The organism is Vibrio mediterranei, from assembly GCF_013364395.1.
GTDB classification, from domain to species: domain Bacteria; phylum Pseudomonadota; class Gammaproteobacteria; order Enterobacterales; family Vibrionaceae; genus Vibrio; species Vibrio mediterranei.
This window is the reverse complement of record NZ_JABXGK010000001.1, coordinates 2,030,891-2,046,215: the sequence shown is the minus strand read 5'-3', so window position 1 is coordinate 2,046,215 and position 15,325 is coordinate 2,030,891. Positions and strand designations below refer to the sequence as shown.

General features: G+C 45.1%; 12 protein-coding genes. 8 read left to right on the top strand and 4 right to left on the bottom strand.

What is annotated here, in order from left to right; translation table 11 throughout:
• Positions 1 to 37: 37 nt before the first annotated feature.
• Positions 38 to 2,539: a phosphoenolpyruvate--protein phosphotransferase gene (gene ptsP, locus HOP38_RS09560; protein ID WP_198557942.1), complete on the bottom strand. Its 2,502-nt coding sequence runs from the start codon at positions 2,537 to 2,539 to the stop codon at positions 38 to 40.
• 486 nt (positions 2,540 to 3,025) lie between these two features.
• Here ptsP and HOP38_RS09555 point away from each other — a divergent pair, with 486 nt between their 5' ends.
• From HOP38_RS09555 to HOP38_RS09525, 7 genes are all read left to right on the top strand, one after another.
• Positions 3,026 to 4,099: a PTS fructose transporter subunit EIIC gene (locus HOP38_RS09555; RefSeq protein ID WP_038231172.1), complete on the top strand. Its 1,074-nt coding sequence runs from the start codon at positions 3,026 to 3,028 to the stop codon at positions 4,097 to 4,099.
• 63 nt (positions 4,100 to 4,162) lie between these two features.
• A complete protein-coding gene (locus HOP38_RS09550) occupies positions 4,163 to 4,486 on the top strand; it encodes a PTS fructose-like transporter subunit IIB (protein WP_006071781.1) in 324 nt (107 codons plus the stop codon).
• A 132-nt stretch (positions 4,487 to 4,618) separates the two neighbouring features.
• Positions 4,619 to 6,919, top strand: coding sequence for a formate C-acetyltransferase (locus HOP38_RS09545; RefSeq protein WP_277950886.1), 2,301 nt, complete (start codon positions 4,619 to 4,621; stop codon positions 6,917 to 6,919).
• Positions 6,885 to 7,796, top strand: a complete 912-nt coding sequence (locus HOP38_RS09540; protein ID WP_006071777.1) for a [formate-C-acetyltransferase]-activating enzyme — start codon at positions 6,885 to 6,887, stop codon at positions 7,794 to 7,796. Before HOP38_RS09545 ends, HOP38_RS09540 begins: the two co-directional genes overlap by 35 nt.
• Positions 7,797 to 7,798: 2 nt before the next feature.
• Entirely contained in the window at positions 7,799 to 8,656 is an 858-nt protein-coding gene (locus tag HOP38_RS09535; protein ID WP_198557940.1) for an SDR family oxidoreductase, read from the top strand.
• A 64-nt stretch (positions 8,657 to 8,720) separates the two neighbouring features.
• A complete protein-coding gene (locus tag HOP38_RS09530; RefSeq protein WP_006071774.1) occupies positions 8,721 to 9,398 on the top strand; it encodes a fructose-6-phosphate aldolase in 678 nt (225 codons plus the stop codon).
• Positions 9,399 to 9,499: 101 nt separating this feature from the next.
• Positions 9,500 to 9,835, top strand: a complete 336-nt coding sequence (locus HOP38_RS09525; RefSeq protein ID WP_006071772.1) for a PTS fructose transporter subunit IIB — start codon at positions 9,500 to 9,502, stop codon at positions 9,833 to 9,835.
• Positions 9,836 to 9,837: 2 nt separating this feature from the next.
• Here the strand turns inward: HOP38_RS09525 and HOP38_RS09520 are convergent, their stop codons facing one another.
• A complete protein-coding gene (locus HOP38_RS09520) occupies positions 9,838 to 10,698 on the bottom strand; it encodes a helix-turn-helix domain-containing protein (RefSeq protein ID WP_006071770.1) in 861 nt (286 codons plus the stop codon).
• Positions 10,699 to 10,902: 204 nt separating this feature from the next.
• Between HOP38_RS09520 and HOP38_RS09515 the strand changes: the two genes are divergently transcribed.
• Positions 10,903 to 11,661 carry a phytanoyl-CoA dioxygenase family protein gene (locus HOP38_RS09515; RefSeq protein WP_198557939.1) on the top strand — a complete coding sequence of 253 codons (759 nt, stop codon included), beginning with the start codon at positions 10,903 to 10,905 and terminating at the stop codon, positions 11,659 to 11,661.
• Between the two features lie 63 nt (positions 11,662 to 11,724).
• Here HOP38_RS09515 and HOP38_RS09510 read toward each other — a convergent pair whose 3' ends face one another.
• Together HOP38_RS09510 and HOP38_RS09505 are read right to left on the bottom strand one after the other, a co-directional pair.
• Positions 11,725 to 11,967: a hypothetical protein gene (locus tag HOP38_RS09510; RefSeq protein WP_088877526.1), complete on the bottom strand. Its 243-nt coding sequence runs from the start codon at positions 11,965 to 11,967 to the stop codon at positions 11,725 to 11,727.
• 254 nt (positions 11,968 to 12,221) lie between these two features.
• Positions 12,222 to 15,314, bottom strand: coding sequence for a tetrathionate reductase subunit A (locus tag HOP38_RS09505; RefSeq protein WP_198557938.1), 3,093 nt, complete (start codon positions 15,312 to 15,314; stop codon positions 12,222 to 12,224).
• Between the last annotated feature and the right edge of the window lie 11 nt (positions 15,315 to 15,325).

Here is a 15,325-nt window from a genome sequence, read left to right as displayed (position 1 = left end):
GTTTTGAATCCTTCTTACTTCCATTTGGAATTGGGGACTATAGCTCTAGCTCCGTCATGAGTTTCTGCTCTATTTCACTGCTCGATTGGGCGTTAAACAAGGCATCACGAAATTCGGCATGCATAATTTTACGTGCCAACTTAGAGAAGATCTTCATATGTTGGTCGCCGGCTGCGTGTTTGTTCAGCGTCAACATGATGACAAACTGCGCCTCTTCATCGCCCCATTGAATAGGCTTCGCTAGACGGCATACGCTCACCGCTGATTGCTCAATGTGTTCACTCTTGGTATGAGGGATAGCAAAGCCAAAGCCTAGACCGGTTGAGAACACATCTTCTCGAGCCCAAAGATCGTCCGCCAATTTATTCGGATAACGGCAACGTCCTGTTAGGAATAGGTTGTCAGCGAGTGTCTTAATCACTTCCTCTTTGCTACGCAGGTCGAGATCAAGCTTGATACAATCTTCTGAAATCAGTGGCGCTTCGGTTTGTGCCATACGGAACTGCGCAAGTAGATGCTCTACTTCCAATGGCGTACGGCATTGCATTGCTTTGTTTAACAACTGTCGACATTCTCGGCTATCTAGTTTGGAAATGCGTTCCTTGGTCGCAGCAATACTTGGTGCGCTCATGCTGATTTCATCAAGTCCTAGACCAACGAGCAGGGGCAATACTGAGCCTTTAGCGCCAAGCTCCCCACACAGTCCAATCCATTTACCATGACGATGCACTTCATTGACGACGTGATCTAACGTTCTCAAGAATGCTGGATTTAGACTGTTGTAGTGTTTCGTTACTTTTGCATTGTCACGATCAACGGCCATCAAATATTGAGTTAGGTCGTTAGAGCCGATGGAGAAGAAATCCACTTCTTCACAACATTGATCGATGATAAAGGCCACTGAAGGGACTTCCATCATAATGCCAAGCGGGATTTTTTCATCGAACGGAACCTGTTCTTTACGAAGTTCTTGGCGAATCTCAGCAAGGATGTCTTTGACCCATAAAATCTCCTCCATCGAAGAAATCATTGGAATCATTATCTTTAGCGGACCATGTGCCGACGCACGCAGAATAGCTCGTAATTGGGTTTTAAATAGGTCAATAAACTCTTCGTAGATACGTACAGCACGGTAGCCAAGGAATGGGTTGTTTTCTTTTGGGATATTGAGGTAGTCAACTGGTTTATCGCCGCCGATGTCGATAGTGCGAACGATGATCGCACGACCTGAAGCTGCATCCAGTGCTTGGCAGAAGATGTTGTACAGCTCATCTTCTTTCGGTGCACTTTTGCGATCCATATATAGCATCTCGGTACGGAATAGACCGATGGCTTCTGCTCCCGAGTCAAATGCTGATTTTGCTTCTATGGAATGGGCGATGTTCGCTGCAACTTCAAGTTTTTTTCCATCTTGTGTCATACCCTGTGTATCTTTGAACGCAGCCTGGCGCTCTCGAACCGTATTGATGATTCGGCTTTCTTGTTCGTAGTAACGAACCACAGGTTCAGTTAGGTCGGTGACGATTGCACCTAAATTGGCATCAAGATAAACCTCTTGGCCGATGTCAGCCTCCAATGCACCATCTTTCATTCCAACGACTGTTGGAATACCAAAAGAGCGAGCAAGAATAACTGTGTGAGATGTGCTGCCACCATGGGTCAAAACCAAACCTTTTAGCAGTGACTTATCCAGCTCTAAGAACTGACTAGGGGTGAGGTCCTCAGCCATACAGATAGATGGTTCAGTCAGCGCGAGTTGGCTGGTGTAATGTTCGTCACCGTAGATTGTTTGCAGTAATTGGAAGCAAACATCTCGAATGTCGAGTTCACGCTCACGAAGGTACTGGCTGGAAGATTTCTGTAGTTGCTCTGCATAGTGTTTTGCGGTTGCGACCACTGCCTGGGCACAGCTTCTTCCTTCTACGAGATTAGTATTCAGTTGTTGTGCGAACGACTCATCCCTCAATATAGATAGATGCGCGGCAAGCACTTCGCTTTCCGTATCTACTGATGTGTTGGCTTGCACTTCAATGGCCTTAGAAAGCTGAGCGAGACCGCTTTTTAGTTCAGACTTTTCTTCTTCAAGTGCTCTTGTTTCAGGAAGGTAGGGCAGTTGATCAAAGTTGATTGCACCTACTTTAACCACGACGCCACGACCAATCCCACTGCTCACGGAAGTTGCACGAATCGCTCCTTCCGTGAGGTTGGATAAGTTACGTGGTAGTGGTTGCTGTTCTTCATTAGCGTGTGTTTGTTCTAGTGGAGAATCGCAATGTGGAAACTCATTCGCAATAAAGTTCTGTATAGCTTCCAGAGCAGACTCCTCATCCTCGCCGTCTATGGTGATCATACATGTGTCACCGAGTAGTGTGTCTGTCCCTATTAAAGACAACACACTTTTTGCATTTCCAGATAGACCAGTACGTTCGTTCTGCCACTCAATGTTAGATAGGTATTGATTACAAAGGGTTTCTACATGACCAGCTGGTCTTGCGTGAACACCATTGGGTAGCTCACAAGAAAAGGTAAAACTTCTCATAGGGGTTTAGTCCTTAGTTTCGAGTTTGTTATTAGTCGTTTATGTCTACAACTTTAACAAAAAGCACCGTGTGGACTATTGGATAAAAGTGCTAAAAACTGGATATTTGTAAGGTGGTGGGCTGTTTGTGATAGCGTTCAAAAATACAGTTTATTATGTGACTTTAATCAAGCTTTATAAAAGGCATGCCAGTGTTTGATGTTTAATTAATCCTTTAATAACAGTTATTTAATTTATTTTGTTGAATCTTTTGATAAAAGTACTAGTAAAGTGTGCTCAAGATCAATATTCACACTGCATCTAACAAATATCCAGTAAAAAGCAGTTTTGTCCTCTAACTGGTTAGCACATTTGCTCACTATTATAACCCTGTGCTGTAGAGATGGAGTTTCTCTGAAGCTTAATCAGAAACGTGAGCCAATAAATACAAAAGAAGTACTTCCTTTAATAAAAATTTTAATACTTATGTACTCAAAGGAGAGGTCAATGAATGACTTAATCTCAATTCTTAAAAATACGAGACAACATCTAATGACAGGTGTATCTCACATGATTCCTTTCGTGGTTGCGGGGGGGATCCTACTGGCGGCTTCCGTCATGTTATATGGGGAAGGTGCTGTGCCTGAAGAAGGAACGTGGCTGCACGATCTATTCTTTATTGGTGTAGCCGGCTTCCAACTTATGGTTCCCATTCTAGCTGCTTACATCGGTTATTCGATTGCTGACCGCTCAGCGCTTGCGCCTTCTGCTATTGCAGCGTTCATTGGCGCAAACATGTACAACACTGGTTTCTTCGGTGCGATCTTCGCGGGTCTATTAGGCGGCATTGTTGTTTTCTATCTGAAGAAGATAAAAGTGCCAGCGTTTGCTCGTTCAATTATGCCAATCTTCGTGATTCCAATTATAGGTACATTTATTACCGCAGGTGCCATCGTTTGGGGTATCGGTGAGCCAATTGGCGCGGCAACGGAAGCGCTTACTGGTTTCCTAAAAGGTATGCAGGACTCAAGTATCGTTGTACTCGCTATCATCATGGGCCTAATGATTGCCTTTGATATGGGTGGTCCAGTTAACAAAGTTGCGTATGCATTCGTCATCCTTTGTGTCGGTGAAGGCATTTACAACGTCGCGGGTATTAGTGCAGTTGCGGTAGCAACACCGTCTGTAGGCATGGGGCTAGCGACATTCTTGAACAAGAAGCTATACGCTGCTGACGAACAGGAAGCTGGCCGCGCGTCCATTCTAATGGGAACAATGGGTATTACTGAAGGTGCTATTCCATTCGCGGCAGCCGATCCACTTCGTGTGCTTCCTTCCATCATGATTGGCACCGCAGTAGGTGCGGCGACTGCAGCGATTCTTGGTGTTGAGTGTTTCGCGGCATGGGGTGGTTTGATTGTACTGCCAGTTGTAGACGGTCGATTCGGTTTCCTAATTGCACTTGGTGTTGGCTCTTTAGTGACCGCACTACTGGTTAACTTTCTTAAAGCTCGTCGTAAAGTAGAACAGCCGCAGAAAGAAGAATCTGATGATTTAGACCTAGACATATCAATCGGTTAACTCTAAGTCTTTGATTTAAATATTATCCAATAAAAACAGAACATTAAAATAAAGGTGAGAATTATGACTAATATCGTAGCAGTTACAGCGTGCCCATCTGGCGTAGCGCATACCTACATGGCGGCGGAAGCCGTAGAGGCAGCAGCAAAAGCAAAAGGCTGGAATTGCAAAGTTGAAACTCAGGGCTCAATTGGTATTGAAAATGAGCTGACAGCAGAAGAGGTCGCTCAAGCTGACATCGTGATTCTAACTAAGGATATCGGTATCAAGAATGAGGATCGATTCAAGGGTAAAACAATTGTTCGTATCGGCGTGAGTGATGCCGTCAAGCGTGCAGATGCTGTGATGAGTAAGATTGAAGCTCACTTAGAGAAAGCGACAGCATAACCAGTCAGGCTCCCTTAACGTGAGGGAGCCTTCATAACAGAGTTACTTTCTTCAAGCGTTATCGAAAGTGACTCTGTTATGAATCAAGAAAATGCCCATCAGTGGCAATAGACAATAATAATGGAGCCTATTGTGAGCACCGAAAGAATTACTCGATTAAAGTCCGCCCTGTTTGAAGCTCAACGTGAAATCTCTCTAGAACGTGCGTTACTGTATACCGAGAGCCATCAGCAGACGGAAGGGGAACATACGCTTATCCGCCGAGCAAAGGCAACAGCACACGTTTTGGATAATGTCGCGATATCAATTCGTGATGATGAACTGATTGCCGGAAACCGCACTATCAAGCCGCGTGCTGGTATTGTCTCACCAGAAATGGATCCTTATTGGATTGATAAAGAGTTAGATATCTTTGAGTCACGCCCACAGGATAAATTCTATATCTCTGAAGAAGATAAAGTGGTCTATAAAGAGAAGCTGCTGAGTTACTGGTCCGAGCGTTCTATGAAAGATTTTATCAACGCTCAAATTCCTGAAAACGTCAAACAAGCGGTGTCCGAGAAAGTATTCAGTGTTAACCAAACCGATAAAGGTCAAGGCCACATCATTATCGACTTTGATCGCTTACTTGAAAGCGGGTTAGGTGCATTGACCGATGACATATCTACGCTAGCAACCGTTAATAGTGACAACGAGTTTTATCAATCGGTACTGATTCTACTGCAAGCCTCAACTAGACATATTCGTCGTTACGAAGCGTTAGCCAAACAGATGGCCTCTGAGTGCGATTGCCCCGTTAGGGCGGCAGAGTTAATTCGTATTGCAGGTATCTCTGGCAAAGTCGCCACACAGAAACCGCAAGGTTTTTATGAGGCGTGTCAGTTGTTCTGGTATATGAATATCATTCTTCAGTATGAGTCGAATGCGAGTTCACTATCTCTTGGGCGTTTTGACCAATATATGATGCCGTTTTATCAGGACTCTATCGCCAACGGTGAATCTCCTGAGTTTTTGCAAGAGTTACTTGAGAGTTTGTGGGTCAAAACAAACGACATCGTCCTACTGCGTTCATCCAGCAGTGCTAAGTTTTTTGCTGGCTTTCCAACCGGTTATACCATCTTGCTCGGCGGTCTGACTGAAAATGGGCGTAGCGCAGTCAATACGTTGTCAACACTCTGTCTTGATGCGTACCAAAGCGTGCAACTACCGCAGCCAAACCTTGGTGTTCGAGTAAACGAATTCATTGACCGTGCGTTTCTCAATAAAACCGCAGAAACCATTCGTTTAGGCACAGGTATTCCGCAAATATTCAATGATGAAGTAGTGGTGCCGGCGTTTTTGAATCGTGGTGTCTCTTTGGAAGATGCGCGTGATTATTCTGTCGTGGGCTGTGTGGAGCTGTCGATTCCGGGGAAAACCTATGGGCTGCATGACATAGCGATGTTTAACCTGCTTAAGGTCATGGAATTGGTACTTAAGCGCAATAAGGGCAATCAAGACGTCAGTTTTGAAACATTACTCGCTGAGATTCGCACCGACATTTGCCAGTATGTGCAGCTAATGGTTGAAGGGTCAAACATCTGTGATGTGGGGCATCGTGACTGGGCTCCTGTTCCACTATTGTCCTCGTTCATTAGCGACTGTATCGAGAATGGGAAGGACATTACCTATGGTGGTGGTCGTTATAATTTCTCTGGTGTGCAAGGGATTGGGATTGCCAACCTTTCTGATTCGTTAATGGCGTTAAAGCGTTTTGTATTTGAAGAAAATCGCATGAACTTTGCGGAGTTTATCGCGGTTCTTGAATCTAACTTCGAAGGTAAAGAGGGCGAACGAGTTCGTGCTCGTCTGATGAACCGCTACGAAAAATATGGCAACGATATCGATGAAGTGGATGCGTTGGGTGCTGACTTGTTAAGACTGTTCTGTAAAGAAGTCGAAACCTACCAAAACCCGCGTGGTGGTTATTTTACTCCGGGGTCATACACGGTATCTGCTCATGTTCCTCTTGGTGCTGTGGTTGGTGCGACACCAGATGGAAGATTGGCTGGTGAGCAATTGGCTGATGGTGGCCTATCTCCTATGTTGGGCAAAGATCAGCAAGGCCCGACTGCGGTACTGAAATCGGTCAGTAAGCTGGATAACTACTTATTGTCGAATGGTAGCTTGCTCAATGTGAAGTTCACGCCATCAACCCTAGAGGGAGATCAGGGCATTACCAAGCTAGGGGATTTCTTACGAGCATTTATGAAGCTCAAGCTGCAACACATTCAGTTCAATGTATTAAATGCAGACACGTTACGTAAGGCGCAAGAAAAGCCCGAAGATTACGCAGGACTGGTGGTGCGAGTAGCCGGCTATAGCGCTTTCTTCGTGGAACTATCGAAAGAAATTCAAGATGACATTATCCGAAGAACCGCTCATGAGCTGTGATTGCCAAACGAGCGAAACAGGTTGTTCAGAATCTGGGGAGTTTAGTGCGCCCCAGCTCAAAGCGCGAGTATTTAATATCCAGCGATACTCGTTAAATGATGGTGAAGGTATTCGTACCGTGGTCTTTTTTAAAGGCTGTCCTTTGAAATGTCCTTGGTGTGCTAACCCAGAGTCACGTTCGATTGATTTGGTAAACATTCGCAGGGAAGCCAAGTGCTTACACTGTGATGTTTGCGAGCAAGACGCGGATGAGTGTCCAAGTGGTGCGTTTGAACAAGTCGGTTATGACGTCACCATTGATGAGCTGCTCAAAGAAATTGCTAAAGATGATGTGTTCTATCAAACATCAGGCGGTGGCGTCACCTTGTCTGGTGGTGAGATTCTGGTGCATGGCCGATTTTGCATCGAACTTCTAAAGCAGCTAAGAAGACTGGGATACAAAACGGCGATTGAAACCTCAGGACATGGAAATAGTAAGCAGTTGAGCGATATGGCTCAATATTGCGATGAAATTCTGTTTGATTTCAAATTGATGGATGAGGTCAGAGCTAAGGAGATCATCGGCATTAATCTGGATAAGGTACTCGAAAGCTTTAAGACGTTAATGGCCAAACCTTGCAAGGTCATCCCCAGATTACCGCTAATACCAGGCTACACCCTCGATCTCATTAATGTTGATAGGGTACTTGGCTTTATTGCTCCTTACGATATTGAAGAGGTCCACTTATTGCCATTTCATCAATTTGGCTCAAATAAATACGACACATTGGGGATGCACTACACCATGAAAGACACCCCAGTACCGACAAAACAAGAAATTGATGCGATTCAGCGCCATGTCGAAGCGCATGGATATAACGTCGTCATAGGAGGCTAGACATGAGCAAGAAACGAATTTTGATTACAGGAGCGGGTGGTTTTTTTGGTACTCGATTTATAAATCGTTACCAAGGTGAATTTGAGATTAAAGGGACGGACGTTGCGCAACTGGATATCACTGATAACAGCGCCGTTAACCAGATATTTACCGAATTTCAGCCTGATTTCGTGATTCACGCTGCTGCTATTGCTGTAACGGATTTTTGTAATGAGCATCCTGAAGTTGCTCATAAAGTGAATGTCCAAGGTGCAATCAATGTCGCCAAAGCATGTAAGCAAGTTGGCGCGAAGCTGGTATTCATATCTACTGAGCAAGTTTTCAATGGTAACTCTGAAGCGGGTCCTTACACAGAACAATCAATCCCGGTTCCTGACACCGTTTATGGTCAGAACAAACTGGAAGCAGAGCGAGAGTTAGCGAGCATTCTGCCAGAAATGTGGGTGTTGAGGTTCACGTGGTTGTTTGGTTTGCCTGAAAGAAACACCACGATCAATCCCAATGTGGTTTGGAATGCCATTCAAACCTTATTCAAAGGGGGAGTGATGCACGAACGTGGTAATGAGTTCCGAGGTTTAACCTATGTGCACGAGCTTATCGAGCAGTTTCCTAAGATCTTTGACATCCCTTATGGCACCTATCATACCGGCGCGCACAATGACGCGAGTCGTTATGACATTGCCGAGCATATTCTGACGGAACTCAAATTAGAGCAGCGTTTGCCGGACATCTTGGTGCAATGCGATGCGCCTAAGACACGTGATGTTCGTTTAGACACGAGCAAGCTCGCGGCACAGGGCATCTGCTTTACTGAGAGTAAACAAGCCATTACTCAGTGTTTAAAAGAATTTGGTTATTAAAAAAGTAAACGACGAACCGAAATGAGAGGGCGTCGTGACTAGTGAAAGTTATTGGAGATGTACCATGATTTATATGTTAGATACCGCCAATTTAGATGCGATTAAGAAAGCGGTAGACCTGTATCCGATTGCGGGTGTGACGACCAATCCAACGATCATCGCAAAAGAAAACCGTTCACTGCGCGATATCATTTTGGATATTCGTGAGTTAATTGGCTCTGAGCGTATGCTTCATGCTCAGGTGGTAGGTGACACTGCAGAGGTGATGCTGGAAGAAGCAAAGGCACTGCGTAAGCTTGACCCTGAAATCATTATTAAAGTGCCGGTGACACCGCAAGGTATTAAAGCGATGAAGCTGATCAGCGCTGAAGGTATTCGAATTACTGCAACGGCGATTTTGACTCCGCAGCAAGCATTGATGGCCGCTATGGCGGGTGCTGAATTCCTTGCTCCTTATGTGAACCGCTTGGACAACATCTGTGGTGATGGCACGTTGGTTGCGGCTGAAATGGCCCACCTAATTGATGTCTATAATCTAGATGCAAAAGTACTTGCTGCTTCATTTAAAAACGTTCAACAAGTCCATGAAGTGGCAAAAGCAGGGGTTCAATCCGTTACGATTGCACCAGATGTGTTTGACCAATTGCTTGTTCATCCGTTAACCGATTCTGGTGTCGCTGGCTTTATGAGTGATTGGCATGGCGCTTACGGTGAAGGCAAAACGGTTCTTGATCTATTATGAACATGATTAAAAACAAGTTTAGCTAGGATAGACAAAGACACGGATGCCTAGTGAGATTATACTCACTAGGCTTTTTGCTATAGGAAGATCTTAGGGTAATAATGAAGTTAGTTGGAGTTACGGCTTGTATCAGTGGCGTTGCGCATACCTATATGGCAGCGGAGTTGCTGGAGAAAGCAGCCAAAAAAGCAGGTTATAAAATCCAGGTGGAGACACAGGGAGCATTAGGCGCTGAGAATTCCTTAGAGCAAGCAGCAATTGATGCCGCGGACGTCGCATTTATCATTTCAGAGATCAACATTGAAGGGGCTGAGAGGTTCGAGCAATCACGCTTAATCAAGATGTCGATTTCAGATTTTTTGCGTAGTCCAGAGCTGGCGATTAACGCTATCGAGCGCGCTAAAGTAGCCCCAGCAGGGACTGTTATAAGCGTTTAGCTTTATTCTATCGTTCCGCTTTGGTAATGCGCCCGATATTCAGAAGGGGAGCGGTCTGTCTGCTGTTTAAAGACTCGGCAGAAGTAGTTGCTGTCGTTAAACCCGCAGCGATGAGCAATCTCTTTCACTTTGGTGTCATACTGTTTGAGTAAGTACTTTGCCCTCTCTAAGCGAATATGCGTTAAATATTCATTGAACTTCACTTTTCCCTCTTTGTTAAAAAGTTGCGACAGGTAGTTCGGTGAGACGTAGAAATGTTTAGCGACTGACTCTCGCGTCAATGGCTCATGATAGTTCTGCTCCAAGTAATCTCTTACTGCATCGAACAACGCCTTACTCTTAGACGGCGTTTCGGGTGGGTTATGGATCAGGTCATGGATATGACTAAAGAGGCTGCTAGCCAAAAGGTGCAACGTATTCTGATCTTGAGAGTGCCATGATAATTCCTCAATGGCTTGAAGAATGAAGGAGCCTGTTCTCGGTCCGCGCCTTGCGACGTTCTCTTTTATTGCCGAATCGAACTTTTCACCATCCCAACTCAAAAGACTCATCCCAAAACTTTGCTTACCCACAAGGACTGACATGGTGACCACAGGTTTATCCCAATTAGGTTTATTCCAACTTTCGGCTGGTAAGTAGAGAACATCACCTTGTTTGAGAGTGACCTCCGTATCTGTTCCTATGCTATTACCAACGTCCATTTCCAGTTCACCAATTAACACCATTTCAATACGAGGAAAGTGAACTTGATAAGCAAGCGGCGGTGGACTTGGTAGGTTACCTGCAAACAGCAATGAGTGGATTTGCTCCGTATGCGTTGCGTAGTGTTCTAAGGCTTCGATGAGGTAGGTTCTATCTAACATGCTTTATAACATTCTTCTAGGTGGTGGAGGCGGAACTAAATAAGAATCCAGTATACGCGACAAGCTTAATTGGTCTATTTGCGTTGCTTCACATTTAGTAAACGATCTTACAAATATCCAGTTTATCGTAGATATTGCCTACAGGATTATTACGGCTTTAACAGTAGATTGATAGGGGAAAAGTCAGCCGAGAAGGATAATAAAATGAGTCACGAATCTACAATAACTAGCCTCTACTCTTTAGAGGGATTAACACCGCATCAATATGATGATTTAGACACTCATGGCTTCACCATCATTCATGATGTGATTGACCCGGAGTGGCTTCAAGAACTCAGAGCAAAGTTTGACAACCTTGTAGAGAAAGAGGGAGATAACTTAGCCATTGAGCACCACCAAGAAGAGACGGTGACTCGAATTGCCAACTTGATCAATAAGGGCACCGTCTGGGAAAAAATCTGGTGTCATCCATTAGTGCTTGATGCCTGCGAGCATATCTTTAATGGCGAATTCAAACTGTCGAGCTTGAATGGCCGCGAGGCTCACCCTGGTGGTGGCTTGCAACCGCTGCATGGCGATTGGAAGAAACCAAGGCCCGATTTCCCCAAAGTGCATTTAGTGAATTCTATCTGGGCACTTGATGATCTTTGCAGAGACAATGGCGCCCCTCGGATTATTCCGGGCACTCATTTACGTCCAGAGTTACCAGAAGATGTTTTAGAAGATACCGAAGCAACGCATCCAGATGAAGTCTACCTTGAGTGTCCTGCTGGCAGTATTATGATTTTTAATGCCCACACCTGGCACGGAGGTACGGTTAATACGCTAGGTACGCGTCGCCGTGTATTGCATGGGTTGTATGTCGCTAAAGACGGGGTTCAGCAGCAAGATCAGAAGAAGTGGTTAACGGCGGAGACCTCAAAGAGGCTTAATCAGTCGCAACGTCGACTGTTGGATGTTTAAGTTAACGGGTGTGTTGGGGTAAATAAGTTGGCGCTAAGTATTCAACGCCAACTTTTCGTCTCCTTAGCGAACTTCTAATCCTAAATTGTACTGAGCGAGACAGCGCGTAACATAACTCACTTTCAGCAAGCCCGCGATGACGATAGTACTAATGTGCGCAGCGATTTGTTGAGGTAGCGTAAACAGGTGTGCATAGGGGTAAGACACCAGAATACTCACGATCATGGCAACAAAAGTGGCCACCAATGCGACGTTTGAGAAAGTGAGTAAGCGGTCGAAGTTAAATTTATTATGTTGAGCAGTCATAAGTTACCTCACTAGGGTATTGTTTTTTTAATACTAATCTCACCTATATCATTATCTGTGCCATGTTGTACTTTTGTTTTATTACAGTTGCTTATGGTTCTTTCTTTCCTTGTTTTTGTCAAAAAGACAATGATTAATATGTGTCACATTGACTCTAATGTGTTTGAGTTGTTGGTAATTTGAGCGTAAATAAAGATAACAAAAAAGGCTTCTTACAAGATTGAAAGAAGCCCTGAAGAATTAGTAGAGGTAGATTAAGCTTTGCGAATCTTTGCGGGCAATGATTGGCGAGCAGCCGCGCCAACAACCCAATCCAGCATGACGCCTTTACCCTCTCGGGTAGGGTCAGTTAAGCCGATGTCATTGATATTTACTCCATCCATTTGACGACTTTTGATAGGTTGCTGCTTGTCACCAATCCAGTGAGCTCGTTGCCCTAATTCCGTATGCCCAAAACCATGCTCGAATCCAAGTGTGCCTTGAAGGATTCCTGGCACAATCATCGCAAGGGCGGTGGTACTCGCTCCGGGCGTTTCGATGATGAACTTATCACCTGTTTTAATTCCTGCGTTGCTGGCATCATCTGGATGAATATAGACCGGATTGATACCTTTAATTGAGTTTAACCTTGGTGAAAGGTTGGAGACCGCACTATGAATATTGGATTTAAAGTTTGTTAAGCTAAATGGCCATTTGTCTTTTGGATAGCGATCTTCTAATGGTGTCCCATCCGCTAGCTTCTGCGGGTGCCATGTAGGGCAGCCACTGTAGTATTCACCAGTCATTGTGTTTCTTGAGCTGCCCACACGCTCGTTCCAAACAGCAAGCGGACGAGACCATTTGTACTTCATCTGTTCGCCTTTATAAGCCTCGGTAGCATTTTCAAATCGTCCTCCTCGAGCGAAAATGTAAGCGACGCGACTCACTTCCTCTGGTGTTAATGTCTTTTGCATACTCGGTAGTAATCGTTCTAAGCCTGACCAGGCGATGTCTTCTGCACTGACGTCAGGTACTCCACCTTTCACATAAGCTAGGTTAGCGGCTGAACGCAAATAATAGTCGTCCGCAGAATGGATCCCATGCCATTGACCATTGGTATCTCGAATTGCTTTTTCACCGAAACCTCCTAATTCCATTTCTTTAGCGACATCGATTAAGAAGTTTTCTAAACAGGCAGAGCGACCGTCGGCAGATTTTTCTGTTCGAGCTTCGACGATAGGCCAACGTGCAGTTACAGTTTTTACTGGAACATCATGCCAAGGTGTTGCCATCCCCCAACTTTCGTAGGTGACAGTATCAGGTACGATGTAATCAGATAATGCAGTGGTTTCGTTGATAAAGGCATCGACAGAGACAATTAATCCGAGTTGCTTCGGATCTCTTAGCTTGTCCTCTAATAATGTCTTTAGTCCTGGTACACCGTAAATAGGGTTTGCCATATGGTTAATCCATGCCTTAATGCGATACGGGTAACCATCAATGGCAGCGGATAAGTGCTCAGTCAGTAAAGGCGCTGCAAACGGATACCACGGCGCTCGTGTAGGGTATGGGGATTCTCCAGCTGCAACACGACGTTTGTACTCATTGGTCTTTTCATATGGAAATTTGCTGCGTGACAAGAAAACGCCTTTTGGCGCAGTTTTGCCAGGGAACTTCGTAAAGTCATAACGCGGGCCAGCAGCAGATGTAGGATAGCCGCCGGCTTTCGCCATTGCGCCTCCTTTCATGTTGATATTACCGATGAGCGCATTGAGCATCATTATGGTAAACGCGTTATAGAACCCATTGGTGTGCATGTTGCCACCGTGTGTATCCACTACCGCCTTAGTGCCATAGCTTGTGAATTTCTTAGCCAAAGCAGTGATTTCATTAACGGGGACTTCACACTGTTTGCTATAGAAGTTTAAATCATGTTTAAAAGCTTCTTCTTTTAATCGCTGCAGAGACGATTTAACTCGGACTTTGCCTGAGGATAGCTCGACGGTTTGGTCAACAAACAACTCCGCTGAACCCGTTTGTGTGTTTAAACCAAATTGCCCAGATCGCGCATCAATAATCACGTAAGGATCGTTGTCAGATAGCGCTTCACCTTCGAATGGAAGGTTTAAATCGGAGGCGCGCAAAAATGTACCATAGCGCGGATGATTTTCGTCACTAATCACCAAGTGCGTAGCGTTACACCAATGTGCGGTCCCCGCGTTATGCATGGCATTCACACCAGGTTGGCTTAGGAAATTCTCATTGTAGCGCTTGTTTTTGATGATCCACTGAATCATTCCTAGCACTAATGCGGAATCTGTCCCTGGTTTGATAGGTAGCCAATGGTTGGTATCAGCTGCAGCGAGACTAGAAGAGCCTGCCGGCAAGCTCGGAGTTACTATGGTGTAGGTAAGCTTGCCTTCTGTTCGTGCTTTAGCAAGTTGGCGTGCTTGACGTTTGAACGGATTACCAGCTTGAGCGGGAGACATGCCGATGAAAATGATGTACTCAGCGTTGTCGAAGTCAGGTTTAAGATGGGCAAATTTGTCTAGGTCATTCATAAATGCACCACTGCCTGCTCGGAACGCATAACCGCAATATGAGCCGTGATGGCCGAAGTTTCTGGTTCCAAAACTGTTGAAGGCAAATCGTTTAAAGATGTCATCTCTACCTTCATTACCAGCGTTGGTCATCAAAAGTTGATTGGCTTTAGGTCCATATTCTGGGTTATCTGCATCGACAGGAGTTACAAGATCTCGAATATCTTTGAGACCTTCGACATGCCCCTCACCGAATAAGTCTCCGCCGTGTACGACTTCTTGAATCAATTGCTCATAACTGATGGGTTGCCATTTCCCATCACCTCGCTTGCCCACACGTTTCAATGGTTGTGTAATTCGATAGGGACTATTGCGAATCTCCATCATGCCGTTGCCGCGAGCACAAGCTGTAGAGCGTCCTTCGAGGCCAGATTCGCCTGCCATGCCTAGATAAGCATCCTTAACAGGCGTATTGAATGGAATATGCTGTTGATGAGAGAGCGGATGGTATGGGTTACCTGCAATACGCAGTATTTCGTCATTGCGATTGTCGATACGTACACGTAAACCACATAAGGTCCAACATCCAAAACACATAGAAGGTGCCACGCGCTGGTTCGGGTTTGGTATTAGGTCGCCCGTTGGTGTCACTTTGTATTCAGGTTCGAGTGAGTTTCCATGGTGAATATTACTGGTTTTCTGTCCTGCAGTGCCTTCAACGACTCCATCGAACATATGCTTAGTAGTGGTTGAATAGCCAGCTGAAAAAGCACCCAGACCACCGACAGCTAGGCCAGATTTCAGAAACTGACGACGTTTGTTATCCATAGTGAAATCCT

Bases quoted from the DNA above. Each gene is read 5' to 3' on its own strand.
- HOP38_RS09505 (WP_198557938.1), bottom strand. From the start codon at position 15,314: ATGGATAACAAACGTCGTCAGTTTCTGAAATCTGGCCTAGCTGTCGGT.
- HOP38_RS09550 (WP_006071781.1), top strand. From the start codon at position 4,163: ATGACTAATATCGTAGCAGTTACAGCGTGCCCATCTGGCGTAGCGCAT.
- HOP38_RS09535 (WP_198557940.1), top strand. From the start codon at position 7,799: ATGAGCAAGAAACGAATTTTGATTACAGGAGCGGGTGGTTTTTTTGGT.
- HOP38_RS09520 (WP_006071770.1), bottom strand. From the start codon at position 10,698: ATGTTAGATAGAACCTACCTCATCGAAGCCTTAGAACACTACGCAACG.
- ptsP (WP_198557942.1), bottom strand. From the start codon at position 2,539: ATGAGAAGTTTTACCTTTTCTTGTGAGCTACCCAATGGTGTTCACGCA.
- HOP38_RS09515 (WP_198557939.1), top strand. From the start codon at position 10,903: ATGAGTCACGAATCTACAATAACTAGCCTCTACTCTTTAGAGGGATTA.
- HOP38_RS09530 (WP_006071774.1), top strand. From the start codon at position 8,721: ATGATTTATATGTTAGATACCGCCAATTTAGATGCGATTAAGAAAGCG.
- HOP38_RS09555 (WP_038231172.1), top strand. From the start codon at position 3,026: ATGAATGACTTAATCTCAATTCTTAAAAATACGAGACAACATCTAATG.
- HOP38_RS09510 (WP_088877526.1), bottom strand. From the start codon at position 11,967: ATGACTGCTCAACATAATAAATTTAACTTCGACCGCTTACTCACTTTC.
- HOP38_RS09540 (WP_006071777.1), top strand. From the start codon at position 6,885: ATGACATTATCCGAAGAACCGCTCATGAGCTGTGATTGCCAAACGAGC.
- HOP38_RS09525 (WP_006071772.1), top strand. From the start codon at position 9,500: ATGAAGTTAGTTGGAGTTACGGCTTGTATCAGTGGCGTTGCGCATACC.